The organism is Streptomyces sp. 12E, from assembly GCF_055633275.1.
This window is the reverse complement of record NZ_JBVNCJ010000001.1, coordinates 2,622,320-2,643,962: the sequence shown is the minus strand read 5'-3', so window position 1 is coordinate 2,643,962 and position 21,643 is coordinate 2,622,320. Positions and strand designations below refer to the sequence as shown.

At 72.8% G+C, this 21,643-nt stretch carries 20 protein-coding genes; 7 read left to right on the top strand and 13 right to left on the bottom strand.

Translation table 11 applies throughout. The annotated features are described in order from the left end of the window. Nucleotides 1-38: 38 nt before the first annotated feature. Nucleotides 39-956 carry a LysR family transcriptional regulator gene (locus ACZ8ZB_RS12350; RefSeq protein WP_470737764.1) on the bottom strand — a complete coding sequence of 306 codons (918 nt, stop codon included), beginning with the start codon at nt 954-956 and terminating at the stop codon, nt 39-41. A gap of 90 nt (nt 957-1,046) precedes the next feature. Here ACZ8ZB_RS12350 and ACZ8ZB_RS12345 point away from each other — a divergent pair, with 90 nt between their 5' ends. Further along, on the top strand, nt 1,047-1,973 hold the full coding sequence (locus ACZ8ZB_RS12345; protein WP_470737763.1) for an EamA family transporter: 927 nt from the start codon (nt 1,047-1,049) through the stop codon (nt 1,971-1,973). 94 nt (nt 1,974-2,067) lie between these two features. On the opposite strand, the gene ACZ8ZB_RS12340 is transcribed toward ACZ8ZB_RS12345, so the two are convergent. From ACZ8ZB_RS12340 to ACZ8ZB_RS12330, 3 genes are all read right to left on the bottom strand, one after another. Beyond that, nucleotides 2,068-3,306 (bottom strand): MFS transporter, encoded by a 1,239-nt coding sequence (locus ACZ8ZB_RS12340; RefSeq protein WP_470737762.1) that lies wholly within the window; start codon nt 3,304-3,306, stop codon nt 2,068-2,070. 94 nt (nt 3,307-3,400) lie between these two features. After that, on the bottom strand, nt 3,401-4,198 hold the full coding sequence (locus tag ACZ8ZB_RS12335) for a sugar phosphate isomerase/epimerase family protein (RefSeq protein ID WP_470737761.1): 798 nt from the start codon (nt 4,196-4,198) through the stop codon (nt 3,401-3,403). Between the two features lie 387 nt (nt 4,199-4,585). Beyond that, nucleotides 4,586-5,632, bottom strand: coding sequence for a LacI family DNA-binding transcriptional regulator (locus ACZ8ZB_RS12330; protein ID WP_470737760.1), 1,047 nt, complete (start codon nt 5,630-5,632; stop codon nt 4,586-4,588). 249 nt (nt 5,633-5,881) lie between these two features. On the opposite strand from ACZ8ZB_RS12330, the gene ACZ8ZB_RS12325 reads away from it, so the two are divergent. Genes ACZ8ZB_RS12325 through ACZ8ZB_RS12315 form a run of 3 tightly spaced genes read left to right on the top strand, consistent with a single transcriptional unit; the run spans nt 5,882 to nt 9,008 of the window. Continuing rightward, a complete protein-coding gene (locus ACZ8ZB_RS12325) occupies nt 5,882-7,033 on the top strand; it encodes a Gfo/Idh/MocA family protein (protein WP_470737759.1) in 1,152 nt (383 codons plus the stop codon). Further along, nucleotides 7,030-8,181 carry a dihydrodipicolinate synthase family protein gene (locus ACZ8ZB_RS12320; protein WP_470737758.1) on the top strand — a complete coding sequence of 384 codons (1,152 nt, stop codon included), beginning with the start codon at nt 7,030-7,032 and terminating at the stop codon, nt 8,179-8,181. Before ACZ8ZB_RS12325 ends, ACZ8ZB_RS12320 begins: the two co-directional genes overlap by 4 nt. Then, on the top strand, nt 8,178-9,008 hold the full coding sequence (locus tag ACZ8ZB_RS12315) for a sugar phosphate isomerase/epimerase family protein (RefSeq protein WP_470737757.1): 831 nt from the start codon (nt 8,178-8,180) through the stop codon (nt 9,006-9,008). The genes ACZ8ZB_RS12320 and ACZ8ZB_RS12315 overlap by 4 nt, the downstream gene beginning before the upstream one ends. Nucleotides 9,009-9,350: 342 nt before the next feature. Here ACZ8ZB_RS12315 and ACZ8ZB_RS12310 read toward each other — a convergent pair whose 3' ends face one another. The 7 genes from ACZ8ZB_RS12310 to ACZ8ZB_RS12280 all read right to left on the bottom strand — a co-directional run bounded on the left by ACZ8ZB_RS12310 (nt 9,351) and on the right by ACZ8ZB_RS12280 (nt 17,388). Continuing rightward, nucleotides 9,351-10,319, bottom strand: a complete 969-nt coding sequence (locus ACZ8ZB_RS12310) for an AraC-like ligand-binding domain-containing protein (RefSeq protein ID WP_470737756.1) — start codon at nt 10,317-10,319, stop codon at nt 9,351-9,353. 286 nt (nt 10,320-10,605) lie between these two features. Beyond that, nucleotides 10,606-11,196 (bottom strand): hypothetical protein, encoded by a 591-nt coding sequence (locus ACZ8ZB_RS12305; RefSeq protein ID WP_470737755.1) that lies wholly within the window; start codon nt 11,194-11,196, stop codon nt 10,606-10,608. A gap of 298 nt (nt 11,197-11,494) precedes the next feature. Further along, nucleotides 11,495-11,884, bottom strand: coding sequence for a D-ribose pyranase (gene rbsD, locus ACZ8ZB_RS12300; RefSeq protein WP_470737754.1), 390 nt, complete (start codon nt 11,882-11,884; stop codon nt 11,495-11,497). Beyond that, nucleotides 11,881-12,786 carry a ribokinase gene (locus ACZ8ZB_RS12295; RefSeq protein ID WP_470737753.1) on the bottom strand — a complete coding sequence of 302 codons (906 nt, stop codon included), beginning with the start codon at nt 12,784-12,786 and terminating at the stop codon, nt 11,881-11,883. Before ACZ8ZB_RS12295 ends, rbsD begins: the two co-directional genes overlap by 4 nt. 102 nt (nt 12,787-12,888) lie before the next feature. Further along, the gene (locus tag ACZ8ZB_RS12290; protein ID WP_470737752.1) at nt 12,889-14,847 is read right to left on the bottom strand and encodes an ABC transporter permease/substrate-binding protein; all 1,959 of its coding nucleotides are present in this window, start codon (nt 14,845-14,847) and stop codon (nt 12,889-12,891) included. Beyond that, nucleotides 14,837-16,357, bottom strand: coding sequence for a sugar ABC transporter ATP-binding protein (locus tag ACZ8ZB_RS12285; RefSeq protein ID WP_470737751.1), 1,521 nt, complete (start codon nt 16,355-16,357; stop codon nt 14,837-14,839). Before ACZ8ZB_RS12285 ends, ACZ8ZB_RS12290 begins: the two co-directional genes overlap by 11 nt. After that, nucleotides 16,354-17,388: a LacI family DNA-binding transcriptional regulator gene (locus ACZ8ZB_RS12280; protein WP_470737750.1), complete on the bottom strand. Its 1,035-nt coding sequence runs from the start codon at nt 17,386-17,388 to the stop codon at nt 16,354-16,356. Before ACZ8ZB_RS12280 ends, ACZ8ZB_RS12285 begins: the two co-directional genes overlap by 4 nt. A 190-nt stretch (nt 17,389-17,578) precedes the next feature. On the opposite strand from ACZ8ZB_RS12280, the gene ACZ8ZB_RS12275 reads away from it, so the two are divergent. After that, a complete protein-coding gene (locus tag ACZ8ZB_RS12275) occupies nt 17,579-18,232 on the top strand; it encodes a DUF7691 family protein (RefSeq protein ID WP_470737749.1) in 654 nt (217 codons plus the stop codon). A gap of 122 nt (nt 18,233-18,354) precedes the next feature. On the opposite strand, the gene ACZ8ZB_RS12270 is transcribed toward ACZ8ZB_RS12275, so the two are convergent. Beyond that, nucleotides 18,355-19,407: an aldo/keto reductase gene (locus ACZ8ZB_RS12270; protein WP_470737748.1), complete on the bottom strand. Its 1,053-nt coding sequence runs from the start codon at nt 19,405-19,407 to the stop codon at nt 18,355-18,357. Nucleotides 19,408-19,512: 105 nt separating this feature from the next. On the opposite strand from ACZ8ZB_RS12270, the gene ACZ8ZB_RS12265 reads away from it, so the two are divergent. Then, a complete protein-coding gene (locus ACZ8ZB_RS12265; protein ID WP_470737747.1) occupies nt 19,513-20,142 on the top strand; it encodes a TetR/AcrR family transcriptional regulator in 630 nt (209 codons plus the stop codon). Nucleotides 20,143-20,155: 13 nt separating this feature from the next. Here ACZ8ZB_RS12265 and ACZ8ZB_RS12260 read toward each other — a convergent pair whose 3' ends face one another. Then, entirely contained in the window at nt 20,156-20,560 is a 405-nt protein-coding gene (locus ACZ8ZB_RS12260) for an ATP-binding protein (protein ID WP_470737746.1), read from the bottom strand. A gap of 224 nt (nt 20,561-20,784) precedes the next feature. On the opposite strand from ACZ8ZB_RS12260, the gene ACZ8ZB_RS12255 reads away from it, so the two are divergent. Continuing rightward, the gene (locus ACZ8ZB_RS12255) at nt 20,785-21,636 is read left to right on the top strand and encodes a helix-turn-helix domain-containing protein (protein ID WP_470737745.1); all 852 of its coding nucleotides are present in this window, start codon (nt 20,785-20,787) and stop codon (nt 21,634-21,636) included. Nucleotides 21,637-21,643: the final 7 nt, after the last annotated feature.

Below are 21,643 nucleotides of genomic sequence, written 5' to 3'. Positions count from 1 at the left end.
CGTGATCCCCGAAGCCGGGACCGGTGGTGCGGACGGGGTCAGCGGGGCGAGTGCGCCGACACCTCGGGCCAGTGCCCGCACAGCGTGCGGACGGTCTCCACGATCGCCGGACGACGGGCCGCCCCGGCGCGCCACAGCGCGTACAGCCGCCGTACGGGCAGGGGGTCGAGCGGCACCTCCACCACCCCGGCGGGCAACGGGCCGCGCCCCAGCCGGGGGATCAGCGCGATGCCGAGCCCGGCCGCGACCAGGGCGACCAGGGTCGGGTTCTCGTCGGCCTGGTGGACGATCTCCGGTTCGTGCCCGGCCGCGCGCAGGGTGCGCACCAGCCACTCGTGGCAGACCCGCCCCGGCGGCTGGCAGATCCACCGCTCGCCGCCCAGCTCCGCCCGCCGCACCGCCGTACGCCCCGCGAACCGGTGGCCCTCGGGCACCAGCAGATCGCACAGGTCGTCACCGATGACCACCTGCTCCAGGCCCGTCGGGGCCGGCAGCGGCGCGATGTCCCAGTCGTGCGCGACGACGAGGTCGACCGCGCCCTTGGCCACCAGGTCCACGGACAGGTGCGGGTCGACCTCGGTGAGCCGGGTGTCGAGCGCGGGGTGCCGGCGCGCCAGGTCGGCCAGCACGGGCGGCAGCAGCCCGCGCGCCGCCGACGGGAACGCCGCGACGGTCAGCCGCCCGGCCGGCACCCCGCGCCGCTCCTCCAGCTCCGTCTCCGCCCGCTCCACGATGGCGATCAGCTCCCGGGCCGCACGCACCAGTTGGTGCGCCTCGTCGGTCAGCCGCACGCCCCGGCCCTCCCGCTCCAGCAGCACCGTGCGCGTCTCCCGCTCCAGCTTGGCGATCTGCTGGGAGACGGCGGACGAGGTGTAACCGAGCGCCGCGGCGGCGGCGCCGACGGTGCCGTGGACGGAGACGGCGTGCAGGGCGCGCAGCCGCTGGAGGTCGAGCATGGCGGCTCCCCGATCGGTTAGCGGTGCTTCATCCAACCATGCAGGAATCATCGCTGGTGCTGAAGTGCGGCGGGCGGTGATCCTCGACGTATGCGCCCTTCCCACCTGCTCCTGGCCGTCCTCGTCACCGCCGTGTGGGGGGTGAACTTCACCGTCATCGAGGTCGGGCTCGACCGCTTCCCGCCGCTGCTCTTCTCCGCCCTGCGCTTCCTGGTGGCGGCGCTGCCCGCGGTGTTCCTCGTGGGGCGGCCCAAGGTGGCGTGGAAGTGGATCGTGGGGGTGGGCCTCGCGCTGGGGGTGGCCAAGTTCGGGCTGCTGTTCGTCGGCATGGACGCGGGGATGCCGGGCGGACTGTCCTCGCTGGTCCTGCAGATCCAGGCGGTCTTCACGGCCCTGTTCGCCTTCGCGCTCCTCGGCGAACGCCCCTCCCGGCTGCGGCTGGTGGGCATGGCGGTGGCGCTGGCCGGCATCGGCGTGGCCGCGGTCGACGAGGGCGCCTCGGGTCCACTGCTCGGTTTCGCCCTGGTGGTCGCGGCGGCGGCCTGCTGGGGCGTCTCCAACATCCTCACCCGCAAGGCGGCGCCCACGGACGCCCTGAACTTCATGATCTGGGTGAGCACGGTGCCGGTGCTGCCGCTGCTGGGCCTGTCGCTGCTGCTGGAGGGCCCGTCGCGGGACCTGGACGCGCTGCGCGGCCTGGACTGGCAGGGCGTGGGCACGGTGCTCTTCGTCGCCTGGGTCGCCACGGTGTTCGGCTTCGGCGCCTGGGGCTGGCTGCTGCGCCGTCACCCCGCCTCCGCGGTCGCGCCGTTCTCCCTGCTCGTCCCGGTCTTCGGGATGTCGTCGGCCGCCCTGTTCCTGGGCGAGTCGGTCACCCCGCTGCGGTGGTGCGCGGCGGCGCTGCTGGTGGGCGGGGTGGCGCTGGCCTCGGTGACGCCGCGGCGGCCGACGGCGCGGGCCGTGGAACCCGTTCGGCGGGCGAAGGCGCGCGCGGAGGACTCCCCGGTCGGTGGATGAAGGGGGACGCGCAGGGTTTCCGTGCTCCGCCGCGCACCCGCGAACACCGCCGCGCACCCGCGGCCCCGGGCTCCCGGACACCCCCTGCCGGGGGTCAGGGCGCCTCCGGCGCCGGGGCCCCCTCACGCAGTTCCCGCGTGCTCGCGCCGACGTACACCACCGCGACCAGGCACAGCAGCCCGCCCGTCACCAGGGCCGCCGCCCCGGACGTCGCGCCGGCCACCAGCCCCGCGCGCATGTTGCCGAGGTGCGGGCCGGCCTGCCCGACGATCTGCTCGGCGGCCGTGACCCGGCCCAGCAGGGCGTCGGGCGTACGGGTCTGCACGATCGTGGTGCGGGAGAGCACCGACAGGGCGTCGGCCCCGCCGGCCACCACCAGCAGCCCCAGCCCCACCCAGGGGCTGGTCATGAGACCGAACGCGGCCAGCGCGGCCCCCCACACACCGGCGCCGCACAGCATCACCAGGCCGGGACGGCCCAGTTGGGTCACCGCCCCGGACAGCGCGGACGCCAGCACGCCGCCGATCGCGACCGCCGACAGGAACAGGCCCAGCGTGCGGGGGTCACCGCCGAACCGCTCGTCGTTGATCAGCGGGAACAGGCTGACCGGCATCGACAGGACGGTGGCGGCGAGGTCGGTGACGAGCGCGCCGCGCACCACCCGGTGGCCGGCCAGGAAGCGCAGCCCGTCCAGCACCCCGTGCAGCCCCGCGCGGGACGGCTCGCCCTCGGGCGGCAGCGCGGGCAGTCCGAACGCGCCGTAGAAGGCGAGGAGGAAGCTCAGCGAGTCCAGCAGGTAGCAGACGCCGATGCCGAACCAGCCGAGCATCAGCCCGCCGAGGGCCGGGCCGACCAGCATCATCGACTGGGCGGTGACCTGGTACAGCGCCAGCCCGGAGGCGACCTGCTCCTTGGGCAGCAGCCGGGGGACGAACACGCCGGCCGCCGGACCGCCGACCGCCGCGCAGGCGGACTGGGCGGCGACCAGGGCGAGCACACCGGCCACCGGCACGTTCCCGGTGAATCCCTGGACCGCCAGCAGCAGCGAGCACAGCGCCTGGCCCACCGTCGCGGCCAGGAAGATCCGGCGCCGGTCGCCCCGGTCGACCCAGGCCCCGGCGAACAGGCCGAAGCACACCAGCGGCAGCGCCTGCGCGAGACCCACCGCGCCGCTCCAGGCCGCGCTGTGCGTCATCTCCCAGACCTGGTACATGACGGTGACCATGGTCATGAAGCCGCCGAGCACGGACACCGTCCGCCCGATCAGCAGCCGTCGGAAGACCGGCGAGGTGCGCAGGGGACGCACGTCGATCAGCGTGCGGGACAGGCTCACGAGGGGAGGACGGCGGGGCGGGGCGCGGTTCGAGGCACGGCGGAAGACGCTATCCGGTCGCCCCGTGCCCCGGCCAGCGAATTTCCGCGTCCGCTCAGGCCGACTCGTTCAGCAGCCGGGCCAGGTGTTCCCGGCCGGGGGTGAGGAGGCCGGGCAGCGGGGCGGCGTCGGCGTACCAACGCTTCTCGTACTCCCAGCAGAGCCAGCCGTCCCAGCCGTGCCGGGAGAGGACCTCCACGACGTCGGCCAGCGGGAGGACGCCGGCGCCGAGCGGGAGCGGGGCCGTGTCGTCGGCGGAGGCGATGTCCTTGACCTGCACGTACCCGAGGTGCGGGGAGAGGGCCGCATGACTCTCCACGGGCTGCTCGCCGCCGAGCCAGGTGTGCATCACGTCCCACAGCGCGCCCACCTGCCGGTGGCCGACCAGGCCGAGGACCCGCATCGCGTCGGCGCCGGTGCGGTGTGAGTCGTGGGTCTCCAGCAGGATGCGCACGCCCAGGTCGGCGGCGTACTCGGCGGCCGTGCCCAGCCGGCGGGCGGCCGTCGCGTCCGCCTCCTCGGGACTCCGGTCGCCGCCGCCGGGGAAGACCCGGACGAAGGGGGCGCCGAGGTCCCGGGCGAGGTCGAGGAGGGCGCGGACCTCGTCGAGGACGGGTTCGTCCGCGCCGGGCGCGGCGACCCGGGCGTATCCGGCGAGGCCCAGGACCTCGACGCCGGCCGCCTTGAACTCGGCGGCCACGTCGGCGCGCCGTGCGGGGTCGAGGCCCGGGTGGACGGGCTCCTCGGGGTGGGCGCGCAGTTCGACGCCGTGGTAGCCGTGCGCGGTCGCGAGGTCCAGCACGTCGGTGAGGGGGAGCCCGGGGACGCCGAGGGTGGAGAACGCCAGCTTCATGGAATCGGACCCTACCCGCGAGGACCCACCTTGATTCCTCTCCCTCACCCTGGTGTCGGCGTCACGGCTCCGTGGGGGACTCGCCGCGCGGTTCCCCGCGGCCCCTGAGGGGTGTCCGTGCCGGAGCCGTGGAGGATCCGGCGAGCAGCCCCCACGGCCCGCACTCGATGTCGCACCTCTCCAGGGGCGCGGGGAGCTGCGCGAGCAGCCCTCACGGCCCGCACTCGACGTCGCACTCGACGTCGCACTCCTCCAGGGGCGCGGGGAGCTGCGCGAGCAGCCCTCACGGCCCGCACTCGACGTCGCACCTCTCCAGGGGCGCGGGGAGCTGCGCGACGAGCCGCAACCACTCCGCGCCGGCGGTGCAGGCCCCGGACCGGGGTCCGGTCAGTCCCGCGGTCCCGCCGTGGACCCCCGCACCATCAACTCCCCGCGCACCGAGGCGATCCCGCCGGGCGGCTCCTCCTCCCGCCCCATCGCGATCCGCCCCGCCCTGGCCCCCGCCTCCGCCAGCGGCAACCGCACCGTGGTCAGCGCCGGCACCGCGTCGATGCTGAACGGCAGATCGTCGAACCCGGCCACCGACACCTCGTCCGGGATGCGCAGGCCCGAGTCCCGCAGCGCCGCGCAGGCCCCCAGCGCGACGGAGTCGTTCGCCGCGACGACGGCCGTCAACGACGGGTCGCGCCGCAGGAGTTCGAGCGTCGCCTCGTATCCCGACCGCCGGTCGTACCGGCCGTGCACGGTCCACCGGGGGTCCTCCTCGATGCCGTGCGCGGCCAGCGCGTCGCGGTGGCCCTCGAGCCGGTGGCGGGTGGTGGTGCGTTCCTGGGGGCCCGCGATGTAGCCCAGCCGCCGGTGCCCCAAACCGATGAGGTGTTCGGTGAGTTCCCGGCCGCCGCCCCGGTTGTCGAAGGTCAGCGCGATCGCCCCGGTCTCCGGAGCCTGCGGCCGGCCGCACAGCACCACCCGGGTCCCGGCGTCCGCCAGTTTCCGCAGCTTCGCGTTCATGGCCGCCTTGTGCGGCGCGTCCTCGATCGCGCCGCCGGTCAGCACCACCGCCGCCGCCCGCTGCCGCTGGAGCAGGGTGAGGTAGGTCAGTTCGCGCTCGGGCGAGCCGCCCGTGTTGCACACGACCGCGAGTCTCTCCCCGCCCGCGCGCCCGCCCGGACCCCCGATCTCCGCCTGGATCGCGCTCGCCATGATGCCGAAGAACGGGTCGGCGATGTCGTTCACCAGGATGCCCACCAGGTCGGAGGTGGCGGCGGCCAGGGCGCTGGCGGGCCCGTTGAGGACGTAGTCCAGCTCGTCGACGGCCTTCAGCACCCGTTCGCGGGTGGTCGCGGCCACGGGGTAGTTCCCGTTGAGCACGCGCGACACCGTCGCGGGGGAGACCTGTGCGCGAGCCGCCACGTCCGCCAGGGTCACCGTCATGTCTCGTCCTCCGCCTCGCGCGTTCGCCGTACGCCGTCGTACACACCCACACCCACGCCCACACCCGTGGTTCCGAGCAGACCCTACGGCCATCCGCGCGGCTGTTCGCCCCCTCGAACAACTCGGGTTCGCCGCGGTCTTGTCCACACTGCCGCTCAGAGGCTAGCTTCTACGTACATAGAAAGCGCTTGCTGTCACGCTCACCAGTGGGGCGTACGCGGCGCGCGAACCGCGTACGAAGGGAATGACGTGACACGCAAGACGGTGCGTATCGCCATGAACGGTGTGACCGGGCGCATGGGCTACCGCCAGCACCTCGTCCGCTCCATCCTGGCCCTGCGCGAGCAGGGCGGCCTCGACCTCGGTGACGGCACCGTGCTGTGGCCGGAGCCGATCCTGGTCGGCCGGCGGGAGCACGCGCTGAAGGCGTTGGCCGAGCGGCACGGACTCGAGCACATCGCGACGGACGTGGACGCGGTCCTCGCCGACGGGAGCGTCGACATCTACTTCGACGCCCAGGTGACCTCGGCCCGCGAGGAGGCGATCAAGAAGGCGATCGCCGCGGGCAAGCACGTCTACACCGAGAAGCCGACCGCCACCGGCCTCGACGGCGCCCTGGAACTCGCCCGCCTGGCGAACGCGGCCGGCGTCAAGCACGGCGTCGTCCAGGACAAGCTCTTCCTCCCCGGCCTGCTCAAGCTGAAGCGCCTCATCGACGGCGGCTTCTTCGGCCGCATCCTCTCCGTGCGCGGCGAGTTCGGCTACTGGGTGTTCGAGGGTGACTGGCAGGAGGCCCAGCGCCCCTCCTGGAACTACCGCTCCGAGGACGGCGGCGGCATCGTCGTCGACATGTTCCCGCACTGGGAGTACGTGCTGCACGAGCTGTTCGGCCGCGTGAAGTCCGTCCAGGCCCTCACCGCCACCCACATCCCGCAGCGCTGGGACGAGAACGGCAAGCCCTACGACGCCACCGCCGACGACGCCGCCTACGGCGTCTTCGAGCTCGAGGGCGGCGCCATCGCCCAGATCAACTCCTCCTGGGCGGTCCGCGTCAACCGCGACGAGCTGGTCGAGTTCCAGGTCGACGGCACCGAGGGCTCCGCCGTCGCCGGGCTGCGCAACTGCCGCGTCCAGCACCGCTCCGCCACCCCCAAGCCGGTCTGGAACCCGGACGTCCCCGCCACCGAGGTCTTCCGCGACCAGTGGCAGGAGGTCCCGGACAACGGCGAGTTCGACAACGGCTTCAAGGCCCAGTGGGAGCTCTTCCTCAAGCACGTCTACGCCGGCGCCCCCTACCACTGGGACCTGCTGGCCGGCGCCCGCGGCGTCCAGCTCGCCGAGCTGGGCCTGAAGTCCTCGGCCGAGGGCCGCCGCCTCGACGTGCCGGAGATCGCGCTGTGACCCTCCACCTCCCCGACGCGAACGGCGCCCTGCGGGCCTACGAGCCCCGCACCGAGCCCCTCGCCCTCACGACCGGAGCCCCCTTCACCTCCCGTACGGTCTTCTCGGCCGCGCACGTCGTCGCCGACCCGTACGCCGACACCACCCCCGACTCGCCGGCGGCCGTCGACTGGGACGCCACCCTCGCCTTCCGCCGCCACCTGTGGTCGCACGGCCTGGGCGTCGCCGAGGCCATGGACACCGCCCAGCGCGGCATGGGCCTGGACTGGGCCGGCGCGGCGGAACTCATCCGCCGCTCCGCCGCCGAGGCGAAGGCGGTCGGCGGCCGCATCGCCTGCGGCGTCGGCACCGACCAGCTCGCCGGCGGCACCCTCGCCGAGGTGCGGGCGGCGTACGAGGAACAGCTCGCGGTCGTCGAGGAGTCCGGCGCGCAGGCCATCCTGATGGCGTCCCGCGCGCTGGCCGCGACGGCGCAGGGCCCGGAGGACTACCTGGAGGTCTACGGCCACCTGCTGCGCCAGGCCGCCGAGCCCGTGATCCTGCACTGGCTGGGCCCCATGTTCGACCCGGCCCTGGAGGGCTACTGGGGTTCGGAGGACCTCGACGCGGCCACCGACACCTTCCTGGAGGTCATCGCCGCCCACCCGGACAAGGTCGACGGCATCAAGGTCTCGCTCCTGGACGCCCAGCGCGAGATCGACCTGCGCCGCCGCCTGCCGCAGGGCGTGCGCTGCTACACCGGCGACGACTTCAACTACCCCGAGCTGATCGCCGGCGACGGGCAGGGCTTCAGCCACGCCCTGCTCGGCATCTTCGACCCGCTCGGCCCGCTGGCGGCGGAAGCGGTCCGCGTCCTCGACACCGGGAACACGGAGGGCTTCCGCGCCCTGCTCGACCCGACCGTCGAGCTCTCCCGCCACCTCTTCCAGGCGCCCACCCGCTTCTACAAGACGGGCGTGGTCTTCCTGGCCTGGCTGGCGGGCCACCAGAGCCACTTCACGATGGTCGGCGGACTGCAGTCGGCGCGTTCCCTGCCGCACTTCGCCCGCGCCTACGAACTCGCCGACGGCCTCGGCCTGTTCCCCGATCCCAAGCTCGCCGAGGAACGCATGAGGACCCTGTTGCACCTGTACGGAGTGACCCCGTGACCGACCTCGCGCGTTTCAGCATCAACCAGATGACGGTCAAGCAGCTGTCGCTGCCCGACCTCGTCGACGCCTGCCGCGAGCTGGGCGTACCGGGCGTGGGCCTGTGGCGCGAGCCCGTCCAGGCGTACGGCGTCGAGGCGGCCGCGAAACTGGTCCGCGACGCGGGCCTGGCGGTGACGACCCTGTGCCGCGGCGGCTTCCTCACCGCGATCGACCCCGGCGAGCGGGCGGCGGCCCTGGCCGACAACCGGCGGGCGGTCGACGAGGCGGCCACGCTCGGCACCGACACCCTGGTCCTGGTCTCGGGCGGACTGCCGGCCGGCTCCAAGGACCTGCGCGGCGCCCGGGAACGCATCGCGGACGCGCTCGCCGAACTCGGCCCCTACGCCGAGGAGCACGGGGTGAGACTGGCCATCGAGCCGCTGCACCCCATGTTCGCCTCCGACCGGTGCGTGGTCTCGACGCTCGCCCAGGCCTTGGACATCGCGGAGCGCTTCCCCGCCCACCAGGTGGGCGTCACGGTCGACACGTACCACATCTGGTGGGACGACGGGGCCCCCGCGCAGATCGCCCGCGCGGGCGCCCAGAGCCGCATCCACACCTTCCAGCTCGCCGACTGGACCACCCCGCTGCCCGAGGGCGTCCTCAACGGCCGCGGCCAGATCGGCGACGGCGCGGTCGACATGCGGGAGTGGAAGGGCTACGTGGAGGCGGCCGGGTACACCGGCCCCATCGAGGTCGAACTGTTCAACGACGTCCTGTGGGCCCGCGACGGCCGCGAGGTGCTCGCCGAGACGGCGGCACGGTTCGCGGAGCACGCGGGCTAGGAGCCGCACGCGGCGTCCCGGGTCTTGTGCGGGGCCCGGGTTCCGCCCGTGTGGCGTCCCGGGTCTTGTGCGGGGCCCGGGGCACCGCGTCGGGGCGCGGGGCACGGGAGAAGCTCTGGGGAGAGGTCTTCCCGTGCCCTGTCGTCCCCGTGCGGGGCGCAAGCCGTGCGGTGCCGGACCGGACGCCGACGTTCGCCGGCACCGCACGCTGCTTCCCCCCGTTCCCCCGTGCGTGCACAGCCCCCACTGCGCACGGGCACCAGCATGCGGCCGTCGAACGTGTGCATCCTTGACCGTTCGTGCAGAGGGCTTGTCGATTCCGGCAGGACGGCACACCCGCCCCTACGGGCTCGCGTGGTGGCGGTGGTCCGTCGGCGTCATGCCGTACGCGCGGCGGAAGACGCGGCTGAAGGTGGCCGCGTCGGTGAAGCCCCACCGCGCGGCGATCGCGTGGACGGAGCGGCCCCGCAGCCGGGGGTCGGCCAGGTCGCGGCGGCACCGCTCCAGCCGACGGTGGCGGATCCAGGCCGCCGGGGTCTCGCCCTCCGCCGCGAACAGCTGGTGCAGATGCCGTACCGAGATGCCGTGGGCCGCCGCGACGGCCGCCGGGGACAGCGACGGATCGCCCAGGTTCCGGTCGATGAAGTCCCGGATCCGGGCGTGCAGGGCGCGACGGCGGGACTCCGGCGGCAGCGCGTCCTCGGAGTCCGCGCAGCGGCCGAGCACGGAGGCGAGGAGGTCGGTGGTCACCGAGGCCAGCACCGGCGCGTCCGCCTCGGTGAACTCGTCGGCCCGCCGGGCGACGTCGGCCAGCCAGCGGTACAGCGCGCCGCCCATGCCGTGGTCCACCGTGAGCGGCACCGCCAGCAGGCGGCGCACCGCGCGCGGCGGCAGCGGGAGCCGGGCCCGGGGCATGCTGACGACCACCGTCGTGGACCGCTGCGACGTCCTGTTGATGCGGACGTCGTACGGAAGGCTGGTGTCGGCCACGATGAGCTGCCCCGCCCCGAACACCCCCTCGGTGCCGTCCTGCACCAGGATGCCGTCGCCGGAGAGATGACAGTTGATCTGCAGGAACTCAGGGTCGAAACGCCGGATGACCCGCGGTGTGCGCACGGTGTCCAGGTGCGGCAGGTCCAGCTCGGCGATCTGCAGGTCCCCCAGGGGCAGCACCCGCATCGTGGCCTCGAAGTCGTCGCTGCGCCCACTGCGCATCAGGGTGGGCACGTGCGTCCGCGTGGCCACGTCCTGCCACAGATCCCACCGCTCGGCGGGCGGCACCGCCCCGGTCCGGAACTCCTGCACCAGCATCCCCACACACCCTCACCGCATACCGGACGCCCGCATCCTGCCCGGACGGACACCGCAAGGAACCGGAACCGCAAAAAATTCCGGAGAGCCCGTGCCCTCCCCGCGCCTCGTGGGTCGTACAGGGAGTCGGTCAGGACTCCTGGAAAGGGACCCGGGCGACACCGTCGGCGGAGGCCGGGGACCGCCCGGCCTCCGGGAACCGGGCGTGCCACTCCCACCGGGTGGCCCACCGGACGGCTCCGTGGGCGGGTCAGGCGCCGGAGCGGGTGCGCGGGGCCGGGGCCCTTCAGTCCTCCCGGAACGCCCAGAAGACGCCGACTTCCGCGTCGGACACGGCGACGAGTCCACAGTCGGTGGTGCAGACGGAAAGACAGTCCCACTCCGTGTCGGGGTTCAGGAGGTCGGCGTCGGGGTCCCTGCGGGCTTCGGCCGCGTTCGTGAAGAAGCGGCTGCCGGCGCCGAACCGCGACAAGATCGTCCGGGAGCTCCTGAACAACGTCTCCTTCCGCTGTTCGAAGCCGGGGATGCGGGCGGCCTGGTAGAGCTCGCCCTGCAGCGCGACCAGGAGCCGGCCGGCCGGTTCCACTCCTATTTCGTGCAGGGACTTCCCGGTCTCCTCGGGACTCCACGGAAGGAACGGCGAGTGCGTGCCGCTGTGGTTCTCGTCGACTCCGGGCGCGTAGTTGAGCGAGGCCCAGCGTCGTGGATCGGTGGTCTTGAGGGCCATGACCGTGGTCACATCACGGCGCCAGTCGTCGTGGCGCCTGGGGCCCACCTGGGCGAAGGTCCAGCCGCCACCGAACAGATCGAGTACGGCCGTGTTCCAGGAGTCGGCGTCGACGGCGGGTTCCTGCTCGGGCACAGTGCTCCTGTTCATGAGGCCGGCCGGTTTCATGGCGGATCCCCCGTCCTGCTCAACGGCATCGGACAACTGCCGACACTCATCCGACGGATGATCCCAGGGAACGACCTGCGGGGCACGGTTCGAGGTCCTTCGGGGACGGCCGGGAAAAATCTTCCGCACCCCGTGCAACCCTCCCCGCACCTCGCGGGTCGTACTCGGCGTCAGGACTTCTGGGAGGGGACCCGGGGGGGGATTTCGAGGGGTTCTGACGGGGAGGGACGAGGGGGCCGGGTCGACGGACCGGGCCCCCTCGAAGTTCATACGGACCGCCTCAGAAGAACACCCCGCAGCGCAGCAGCACGTTGGCGTACGGCCGTGCCTCGCCGGTGCGGACGACGAGCCGCGCGCCGGCGCTCAGCTCCTTGAGCCGCTCGTGCGGGACCAGGCCGAGGCCGGGGAAGCGGTCCGCCAGCAGTCCGGCCGCCGCCGGATTGGCCTCCCGCACCTCGGACGCGGCCGTGGCGCCCTCGACGACCAGCTCCTCCAGCAGCCCCTCCAGCACCTCCGCGAACGACGGCACCCCCGCGCGGAACGCCAGGTCCACCACGCGCGGCCCGTCGGGGATCGGCATCCCCACGTCGCACACCAGCACCCCGTCCCCGTGCCCGAGCTCGGCCAGGGCGCCGGAGAGGTGCCGGTTCAGGATCCCGTGCCTCTTCACAGCGACGCGACCTCCTCCGCCGTCGGGAAGGACACCTGCGCGCCCTCCTTGGTGACCGTCGCCGCCCCCACCCGGGCCGCGTACGCCGCGGCCCCGGCGAGCGGCTCGCCCGCGCCGAGGTGCCAGGCCAGCGCGGCGGTGAACGCGTCACCCGCCCCGGTGGTGTCCACGGCGCGCACCCGCACGGACGGGACGCGGGCGACACCGTCGGCGGAGGCCACCAGCGCGCCCTCGCCGCCCAGCGTCACCACCACCGAGCGCGGACCCTTCGCCAGCAGCAGCCGCGCCCAGTCCTCCGGTCCGTCGCCCGCCCCGGCGGTGTCGCCCAGGATCACCTTCGCCTCGTGCTCGTTGACGATCAGCGGGTCGCAGGCCGCCAGCACCTCCGCAGGGAGCGGGCGCGGCGGGGACGGGTTCAGCACGAACCGGCTGCCCGGCGCCAGGCTCCGCACCACCTCCACCACCGTCTCCAGCGGGATCTCCAGCTGCGCGGAGACCACCTTGGAGGCGTGGAACAGGCTGCCGGCCGCCCGCACGTCCGCCGGCGTCAGCCGGCCGTTGGCGCCGGGCGAGACGACGATGCTGTTGTCCCCCGACGGGTCCACCGTGATCAGCGCGACCCCGGTGGGCGCCCCGCCCACCAGCACGCCCACCGTGTCCACCCCGGCCGTCCGCTGCGAGTCCAGCAGCAGCCGTCCGTGCCCGTCGTCGCCGACCCGCGCCAGCAGGGCCGTACGGGCGCCGAGCCGGGCGGCGGCGACCGCCTGGTTCGCGCCCTTGCCGCCCGGGTGGACGGCCAGGTCGGAGCCGAGGACCGTCTCCCCGGCGCCCGGCCGGCGCTCGACCCCGATCACCAGGTCGGCGTTGGCCGACCCGACGACCAGGAGGTCGTAGTCGTACATGTGTTGCTCCCCGATCCGAGTGAACCCCAGTGAACCCGAGTGAATCCGAGTGAGGGCGGGCGGTCGTCGTGACCGCCCGCCCGGGTGCCTCCGTGCCCGGCGTCAGCCCTCGAAGCCGGCCACGTTCTCCCGCGTGACCACCTTCACCGGCACCTTCACCATGCTCTCCACCTTCTCGTCCTCGGCGGCCCGCAGCGCGTTGCGCACCGCGATCCTGCCGAGTTCCGACGGCTGCTGCGCGACGGACGCGTACAACGTGCCGGCCTCGACCGCCTTCAGCCCGTCCGGCGTGCCGTCGAAGCCGACGACCTGGACCGACTTCCCGGCCCTCGAACCGAGCGCCTTGACCGCGCCGAGCGCCATCTCGTCGTTCTCGGCGAAGACGCCGTCGACGTCCGGATGCGCCTGGAGCAGGTTCGTCATCACGTCCAGGCCCTTGGTGCGGTCGAAGTCCGCGGGCTGCTTGGCGACGACCTCGATGCCCGGGTAGTCCTTCAGCCCGGCCGCGAAGCCTGCCCCGCGCTCGCGGCTGGCGGAGGTGCCCGCCTGGCCCTGCAGGATGACGATGGTGCCCTTGCCGCCGAGCTTCTCGGCGAGCGCCTTCGCGCCCAGCGCGCCGCCCTCGACGTTGTCGGAGGCGACCAGCGCGGCCGTGTCCGCCTTGTTGACCCCGCGGTCCACGGCGACGACCGGGATGCCGGCCTTGTTGGCGCCGCGCACCGCGGGACCGGCCGCGTCGGAGTCCACCGGGTTGACGACGACCGCGGAGAGCGAGCCGCTGGTGAAGTTCTGCAGCTGGTTGGCCTGCTGGGAGGCGTCGTTCTGCGCGTCCGTGACCGTCAGGTCCACGCCCAGCTTCTCCGCCTCCTCCTCGGCGCCGGCCCTGATCTGCACGAAGAACGGGTTGTTCAGCGTCGACAGCGACAGGCCGATCTTCTGCGTCTTCCCGGCCGGGGACCCGTTGTGCAGCAGCGAGGTCGCGCCGACCACCGCGACGGCGACGACGGCGGCGATCACGTACGTGAGCGCCTGCTTGCCGCGGTTCCCGCCCCCGGACGCCCCGGCCGCCGGGGTGGTCGCGCCCGCCTTGCGGCGCAGCGTGTCGAAGAGGACGGCCAGCGCGATGACGACACCGATGACGACCTGCTGCCAGAACGCGGAGACGGACAGCAGGTTGAGCCCGTTGCGCAGCACCGCCAGGATCAGCGCGCCGATCAGCGTGCCCGACGCCTTGCCGGTGCCGCCCGCCAGCGAGGCGCCGCCGATGACGACGGCGGCGATGGCGTCCAGCTCGTAGCCCTGCGCGGCCTGCGGCTGCGCGGAGGACAGCCGGGAGGCGAGCACGATGCCCGCGGCGGCGGCGAACAGACCGGAGAACGCGTAGATGGCGAGCTTCTGCCGCTTCACCCGCAGGCCCGAAAGGCGCGCGGCCTCCTCGTTGCCGCCGATGGCGTACATGGAGCGGCCGATGTACGTCCGTCCGAGCACGAAGGCGGTGAGCAGCCCCATGACGACCATCACGAGGACCGGCACCGGCAGCCAGCCGCCCAGCGTGTCGCCCAGGTGGGAGACGGAGTCCGGGAAGGCGATCGGGGAGCCCTGCGAGATCACGAGCGACAGACCGCGCCCCACCGACAGCATGGCGAGCGTCGCGATGAACGGCGGCAGCTTCCCGTACGAGATGAGGAAACCGTTCACCAGACCGCAGGCGATGCCCGTCGCGACGGCCAGCAGGACCGCCAGGGCGACCGGGATCCCGGCCTCGGTCGCGCTCCACGCCAGCACGGTGGCGGACAGCGCGGCGACCGAGCCGACCGACAGGTCGATGCCCGCCGAGACGATCACGAAGGTGACGCCGAAGGCGAGGATCGCGGTCACGGCGGCCTGGACGCCGACGTTGAGGAGGTTGTCGGCGGTCAGGAAGTCCCCGGACAGCGCCGACATGGCGATCACGAGGACGATCAGCGCGGTCAGCGCGCCGTTGTCGAGGAGCAGGCGGCGCAGGCCGGCCGTGGCGCCGCCCTGCGCGCCCGGCTTGCCCTTGAGCGTGTCAGTGGCCACGGGAGGCCTCCGTTCCATGGGTGTGAGTGCTGACGGCGAGGGCCATCACGGCGTCCTGGGTGGCCTCTTCGGCGGTGAGTTCGCCGGCGACGCGCCCCTGTGCCATGACGACCACCCGGTCGCTCATGCCGAGCACCTCCGGCAGGTCGCTGGAGATCATGAGCACGGCGGCGCCGGCGGCCGTCAGTTCGTTGATGAGCTGGTAGATCTCGACCTTGGCGCCGACGTCGATGCCGCGCGTCGGCTCGTCGAGGATCAGCACCTTGGTGTCCGCCAGCAGCCACTTGCCGATGACGACCTTCTGCTGGTTGCCGCCGGAGAGCGTGCGCACGTGCTGTCCGAGCCCGGCCATCCGCACGCCGAGCTGCCCGGCGATCCGCTCGGCCGCCTCGTGCTGCCCCTTGAGGTCGACGAGCCCCGCGCGGGAGGCGGACCGCAGGGTGACCAGGCCGAGGTTCTCCTCGACGGAGGCGTCGAGCACCAGCCCCTGCCCCTTGCGGTCCTCGGGCACGAGTCCGATCCCGGCCGCCATGGCGGCGTTCACGTCGTGGCGGCGCAGCGGCGCCCCCGCGACGTGCACGGCACCGGCGTCGTACGGGTCGGCCCCGAACACGGCCCGGACCACCTCGGTCCGCCCGGCTCCGACGAGCCCCGCGATGCCGACGACCTCACCGGCCCGCACCTCGAAGCCCACGTCGTGGAAGACGCCGTCCCGGGTGAGCCCTTCGACCTTGAGCAGCGCGTCACCGGCCTCGGCGCGCTCGCGCGGGTACTGCTGCTCGATCGACCGTCCGACCATGAGCCGTACCAGCTCGTCCTCGGGGGTCGAGGCGGGCACCTGGCCGACGCTGCGGCCGTCCCGGATGACGGTGACCCGGTCGCCGAGGGCGGCGATCTCCTCCAGGTGGTGCGTGATGAACACGATCCCGACGCCGTCCTCGCGCAGCCGTCGCACGATGGCGAACAGCTTCTCGACCTCCTCGGAGGTCAGCACGGCGGTCGGCTCGTCCATGACGAGCACGCGCGCGTCCAGGCTGAGCGCCTTGGCGATCTCGACCATCTGCAGCCGGGCGATGCCGAGTTCGCGCACCCGGGCCCGGGGGGAGACGTCCACCCCGACCCGCTTCAGCAGCACCTCGGCGTCCGCGTCCATCCGCTTCCGGTCGATCATCCCGAAGCGGCGCGGCTGCCGGCCCAGGAAGATGTTCTCGGCCACCGTCAGATCGGGGACCAGGTTGAACTCCTGGTAGATGGTGGCGATCCCGAGCCGCTCGGAGTCCTGCGCACCGTGGACGCGCACCTCCTGGCCGCCGACCGTGATCCGGCCGGCGTCGGGCGTGTAGGCGCCGGAGAGCATCTTGATCAGCGTGCTCTTGCCGGCGCCGTTCTCACCGAGGAGCACGTGCACCTCGCCCCGGCGCAGGTCGAAGTCGACGCTGTCGAGCGCGACCACACCGGGGAAGGTCTTGCGGATGCCCTCGATGCGCAGCAACTCGTCCGGGTTGCTCACGACGTACTCCTTCGTACGGGGGAGGGGGACTGTGGGGACACCGGCTCACCGCACGAGCGGCGTACGACGAGCCGGGCGGGCAGGGTCACGGACTCGCCGGGACCGCCCTCGACGCGGTCGACCAGCGCGCGCACGGCGGCCCGGCCCAGTTCACGGGTGGGCTGGGCGATGGCGGTGACCGGCGGATCGGTGTGCACGAACCACGGGATGTCGTCGAACGCGGCCAGCGCGATGTCGTCGGGCACCCGCAGCCCGCGCGCGCGGACGGCGTCCAGCGCGCCGAGCGCCATCAGGTTGTCGGCGGCGAACACGACCTCGGGCGGCTCGGCCAGGTCGAGGAAGCCCTCGGTGACCCGGCGCCCGCTGTCGGCCTGGAAGTCGCCCTGGCCGATGTAGGCGCCGGGGAGGGCGAGCCCGTACGCGCCGAGCGCCTCGCGGAAGGCGTCCACGCGCTCACGGCCGGTGGTGGTGGCGGCGGGCCCGGCGATGATCGCGAGCTTGCGGTGCCCGAGCTCGTACAGGTGCGCGACCAGGTCCCGTACGGCGCCGCGTCCGTCGGACCTGACGACGGGCACGTCCACCCCGGGGATCCACCGGTCGACGAAGACCATGGGGGTGCCCGTGCGGGCGGCGTCCAGCATGCGCGGGGAGCCGCCGTCGGTGGGGGAGACGAGCAGGCCGTCGATGCGGCGGTCCAGCAGGGTGGTGACGTGGTGGTCCTGGAGGTCGGGCCGCTCGTCGGCGTTGCCGATGATCACGCTGTAGCCGAGCGCGCGGGCCTCCTCCTCGACGGAGCGCGCCAGCTCGGTGAAGTACGGGTTCATCACGTCGCTGATGACCAGTCCGAGGGTGCGGGTCTGGTCGGTGCGCAGGGAGCGTGCGACGGCGTTCGGGCGGTACCCCAGCGCCTCGACGGCGGCCAGCACACGGGTACGGGCGTCCGCGCTGACCGACGGGTGGTCGTTCAGGACGCGCGACACCGTGGCGACGGACACCCCGGCCCGCGCGGCGACGTCCTTGATGCTCGCCATCGCCGTTCCACCTCCTCGTGGAATCGATTACACGGAGGATTGGAAACGATTACACGGGTGGCTGACAAGAGGGTGGCGGATGGCCGAAACCGAATCGTGACCGCGCGGCGCGGCAGCGGGCCCGCCCACCGCGCTCCGGCGGATCGCCTTCCCCGCCGCGCTGTCAGTGGTCGCTGACAGCATGACGGTCATGAGCCGGATCATCTCGTACAGCACCGCCGACAAAGCCGACGTCCTGGCCTTCATCGGAGCCGCGGACGACCTGACGCCCGACCAGGCACGGCAGCTGGGCGTCATGCGTGAGAAGGCGCGGGAGAGCCAGCGGGAACTGGAGCGGCAGGGCATCGACCTGGGCCTGACCGTCCCCGACGCGCTGGAGCACCTCGTGGCCGGTCACGCGAGCTCCGAAGCCGAGTACGCGGCGGGCGCCTACTACCGCGCGCTCCAGCACATCATCGACCGCAACGCCTCCGACCCCGCCGACCTCGGTGTCTACTCCCGGCCCTCCACCTTCTTCGGCCTGCTCGACGAAGAGCTGCGCCGTGCGGGCGTGAGCGCCGATCTCCTGCTGCACGACCGCCTGTTCTCCGGGCCGCCCGAGGAGATCCCCTTCCCCGTCCCCTCTCCCGTCGACGGGCCGCACATCGGCATGTTCCCGCTGGCCAGGGCCAAGCCGGCCGCCGACGCCTACCGCGCGGCGCTGGACCGGGTGGACGAGGACTTCCGGTACGACCTGCGGGAGCTGGCCGAGAAGCTCGAGTTCGAGCACACGGAGTGGGAGTACTCCACGAAGAACATCGACTGGTACACCCAGGACACGATCTTCTTCTCCATCACGGGCTGAGCGGCGGTGGCCGCCCCCCGGTGGCCCGCGCTGCGCACGGTCACCGGACTCGAGCGGCCGAGCGGGGCGTTCGGCCGGTCTGCCGTCGCTACCTTGCTGATCACCACCGACAACGCCGGTCCTCACGCGGCGGGCGGAGCTGCGACGACGGGCGGGTTGAGGCGGGCGAAGCCTTCCTGGCGCTGGTAGGGGAAGTACGGGTAGGGCGCCGTCCTGGCACTCGCCGCGTCGAGTCTCGCCGTCTGGTCGGGCGTGAGCGACCAGCCGACGGCGCCGAGGTTCTGGCGGAGCTGCTCCTCGTTGCGGGCGCCGATGATGACGGAGGAGACGGTCGGCCGCCGCAGCAGCCAGTTGAGGGCGACCTGCGGAACGCTCCTGCCGGTCTCCCGCGCGACCTCGTCGAGGACGTCGACCACGCGGTAGAGGTGTTCGTCCTCGACCGGCGGGCCGTAGTCCGCGGTGCGGTGCAGTCGGCTGCCGGCCGGGAGCGGCAGGCCGCGGCGGACCTTGCCGGTGAGCCGTCCCCAGCCGAGCGGGCTCCAGACGAGGGCTCCGAGCCCCTGGTCGAGCCCGAGGGGCATCAGCTCCCACTCGTAGTCGCGGCCGATGAGCGAGTAGTAGACCTGATGGGCCACATAACGAGGACGGCCGTACCTCTCCGCGCTCGCCAGGGACTTCATCGCCTGCCAGCCGGAGAAGTTGGAGATGCCGAGGTAGCGGACCTTCCCCGCCCGTACGAGGTCGTCGAGCGTGGACAGGACCTCCTCGACCGGCGTCCCGGCGTCGAAGGCGTGCAGCTGGAACAGGTCGATGTGGTCGGTGCCGAGACGGCGCAGGGCGTCCTCGCACGCGGTGATCAGGCGTGAACGGGAGGTGCCCGCGTCGCCGGGGCCGTCGCCCATCGGCAGGCCGGTCTTGGTGGACACGATCACCTGGTCCCTGCGGCCCTTGATCGCCTCGCCCAGCACCTCCTCGGAGGCCCCGCCGGAGTAGACGTCGGCGGTGTCGAACATCGTGATCCCGGCGTCGAGGCAGATGTCCACGAGACGCCGTGCTTCCCGCGCGTCCGTGGTGCCCCAGGCGCCGAACAGCGGCCCCTGGCCGCCGAAGGTGCCGGCGCCGAAGCTCAGTGCGGGGACCTTGAGGCCGGACGCGCCCAACTGCCTGTACTCCATGGCTGTTCCTCTCCCATCACACGACCTGGCTAACGGGTCTGAAGTTCCGTTAGTGTGGACCCCAACGTAGCAGGCGTGAGCATTTAATGGAACTGGAGTCCCGTTATGGAGTTCGAGGGTGCGGATCCGGGGACCGTCCGTCCTGGTGGGCGCACGGCGCGGGTGCGGGCGTCGGTGCTGCGGGCGGCCGGGGACGCCCTGGCGGAGCACGGCTTCGCCCACCTGGACCTCGCCGACGTCGCGCGCCGTGCCGAGGTGGGCAAGACCACCGTCTACCGCCGCTGGGGGACGGTGACCGGCCTGGTGGCCGATCTGCTGCTGGACATGGCCGAGCAGTCGCTGCCGCGCACCGAGACCGGCTCGCTGCTCGGCGACCTCAAGGCCAACGCCCGGCTCGTGCGGCGCACCCTGGCCGACCCGCGGCAAGGGGCGCTGTTCAAGGCGGTGATCGCCGCCGCCACCTGCGAGGCGAAGACGGCCGAGGCCCTGCACCGCTTCTACGACATCCGCGTCGAGGAGTGGGCGCCCTGCGTCCAGCAGGCCGTCGACCGGGGCGAGGTCCCCGAGGGCACCGACGCCCACGAGGTGATCCGCGCCGTCTCCGCCCCCCTTTACTACCGTCTGCTGACCACCGGCGCCCCCCTCGACGAAGCGGCCGCGGACCAGGCCGCCGAGGCCGCGGTGGCGGCGGCGCGCGCGGGAGCGTACGTGCGGGGCGGCGAAGCCCGTACGTGACGGGCTCGCGCCGTCAGGCCGCCGACAGCTCGCACCACACGTACTTGCCCCGGCTGCCCTGCCTGGCCAGCGGCTGCCACCCCCACACGTCGGCGCAGGCCCGCACCAGCGCCAGCCCCCGCCCGTCCTCCGCCTCGTCTTGGAACTGCCTGGGTGGCTCCGGAGGTTGAGGGTCCGCGTCCCACGCCCCGATCCGCAACGTCCCCGGCGGCGACCAGTGCACGCGCAGGCCGGCGGGGCCCTTGGTGTGCCGCACGGCGTTGGAGACCAGCTCGGTGGCGAGGAGTTCGGCGACGTCGACGAGGCGGATCAGTCCGTGCATGGTCAGGATCAGACGGAGGGTGCGACGGCTGACGGTGACGGCGCGGAGGTCGTTGGGGATGTACAGGGAGTACTCCCACGGTTCGTTTTCGGACATGCGGGACTCCGTTTCGGGTGCGGGGGAGTTGGAATCGGCCCCGGTGTCATTGCCGCAGCCGTCACGACAGGACGGGGCGGTGCGCTTCCGGCGGGCCGGTGTCGCACGGTGTGCGTCGCGTCACTGACAGTAGGTACCAAATTTGGTCCAACGCAAGCCGCTGTCGTAGCCTGTCCCCCGAACGAGTCGCTGTAGAACGCTGGTTGAAGCGAAGGAGGGCGGCGATGCCACGTAGGCAGCAGGCCACTGCTCGTCAGCGGCGTTTAGGCGCTGAACTGCGCAAGCTCCGCGAGGCCGCAGGGATCAAAGGGCGGGAAGCCGCAGCGTTGTTGGGTACCGACTCCGCCCAAGTGAGCCAGATCGAGGCCGGCCTGGCGGGTGTCAGTGAGGCGCGCCTGCGCCGCATCGCGGCACACTACAACTGCACCGATCAACAACTGGTGGATGCCCTGGCGGCCATGGCGGGAGAGCGGACACCCGGTTGGTGGGAAGGGTACCGGGGTCTTCTGCCGACGTCCTTCCTGGACCTGTCGGAACTGGAGCATCACGCCGGCTACCGATGGGACGTGGACTTCCTGCATGTTCCTGGGCTCCTGCAGACCGAGGACATCGCGAGAGCGCTGTTCTCGTCCCGCGTTCCTGAATTGCCGGAAGCGGATCTGGAACTGCGAGTCCAACACCGGATGCAGCGCCGTGCCATCCTGACCAAGGAGCAGCCCACCAGGTACGAGGCACTGGTCCATGAGGCGGCGCTGCGCATGATGGTCAGCAGTCGTGCTGCCGCACGAGGCCAACTGGCCCGACTCCTGGAGTTCTCCGAGGCGCCGCACGTCACGGTCCGGGTCATTCCGTTCGAGCGCGAACACTTCGTCGATGTCGGCGCCGCCATGGTGTACGCGGGCGGCGCCGTTCCCAAGTTGGACACCGTCGTGCGCGACGGTCCTCATGGAACGGTTTTCGTCGACTCCGAAGCACAACTGTCGGTGTTCCGCACTCATTTCCGTAGAGTGGAGGCGATGTCGTGCGACCCCGCACCATCGCGTGACCTCATCCACAAGCTGTCGAAGGAACTGTGAGGAACTG

Coding starts and splice junctions, on each gene's coding strand:
- ACZ8ZB_RS12330 (WP_470737760.1), bottom strand. CDS start 5,632: ATGACGGTGACCCTGGCGGACGTGGCGGCTCGCGCACAGGTCTCCCCC.
- ACZ8ZB_RS12335 (WP_470737761.1), bottom strand. CDS start 4,198: ATGAAGCTGGCGTTCTCCACCCTCGGCGTCCCCGGGCTCCCCCTCACC.
- ACZ8ZB_RS12265 (WP_470737747.1), top strand. CDS start 19,513: ATGGAGTTCGAGGGTGCGGATCCGGGGACCGTCCGTCCTGGTGGGCGC.
- ACZ8ZB_RS12295 (WP_470737753.1), bottom strand. CDS start 12,786: ATGTACGACTACGACCTCCTGGTCGTCGGGTCGGCCAACGCCGACCTG.
- ACZ8ZB_RS12310 (WP_470737756.1), bottom strand. CDS start 10,319: ATGCTGGTGCAGGAGTTCCGGACCGGGGCGGTGCCGCCCGCCGAGCGG.
- ACZ8ZB_RS12305 (WP_470737755.1), bottom strand. CDS start 11,196: ATGAACAGGAGCACTGTGCCCGAGCAGGAACCCGCCGTCGACGCCGAC.
- ACZ8ZB_RS12280 (WP_470737750.1), bottom strand. CDS start 17,388: ATGGCGAGCATCAAGGACGTCGCCGCGCGGGCCGGGGTGTCCGTCGCC.
- ACZ8ZB_RS12270 (WP_470737748.1), bottom strand. CDS start 19,407: ATGGAGTACAGGCAGTTGGGCGCGTCCGGCCTCAAGGTCCCCGCACTG.
- ACZ8ZB_RS12255 (WP_470737745.1), top strand. CDS start 20,785: ATGCCACGTAGGCAGCAGGCCACTGCTCGTCAGCGGCGTTTAGGCGCT.
- ACZ8ZB_RS12350 (WP_470737764.1), bottom strand. CDS start 956: ATGCTCGACCTCCAGCGGCTGCGCGCCCTGCACGCCGTCTCCGTCCAC.
- ACZ8ZB_RS12345 (WP_470737763.1), top strand. CDS start 1,047: ATGCGCCCTTCCCACCTGCTCCTGGCCGTCCTCGTCACCGCCGTGTGG.
- ACZ8ZB_RS12275 (WP_470737749.1), top strand. CDS start 17,579: ATGAGCCGGATCATCTCGTACAGCACCGCCGACAAAGCCGACGTCCTG.
- ACZ8ZB_RS12260 (WP_470737746.1), bottom strand. CDS start 20,560: ATGTCCGAAAACGAACCGTGGGAGTACTCCCTGTACATCCCCAACGAC.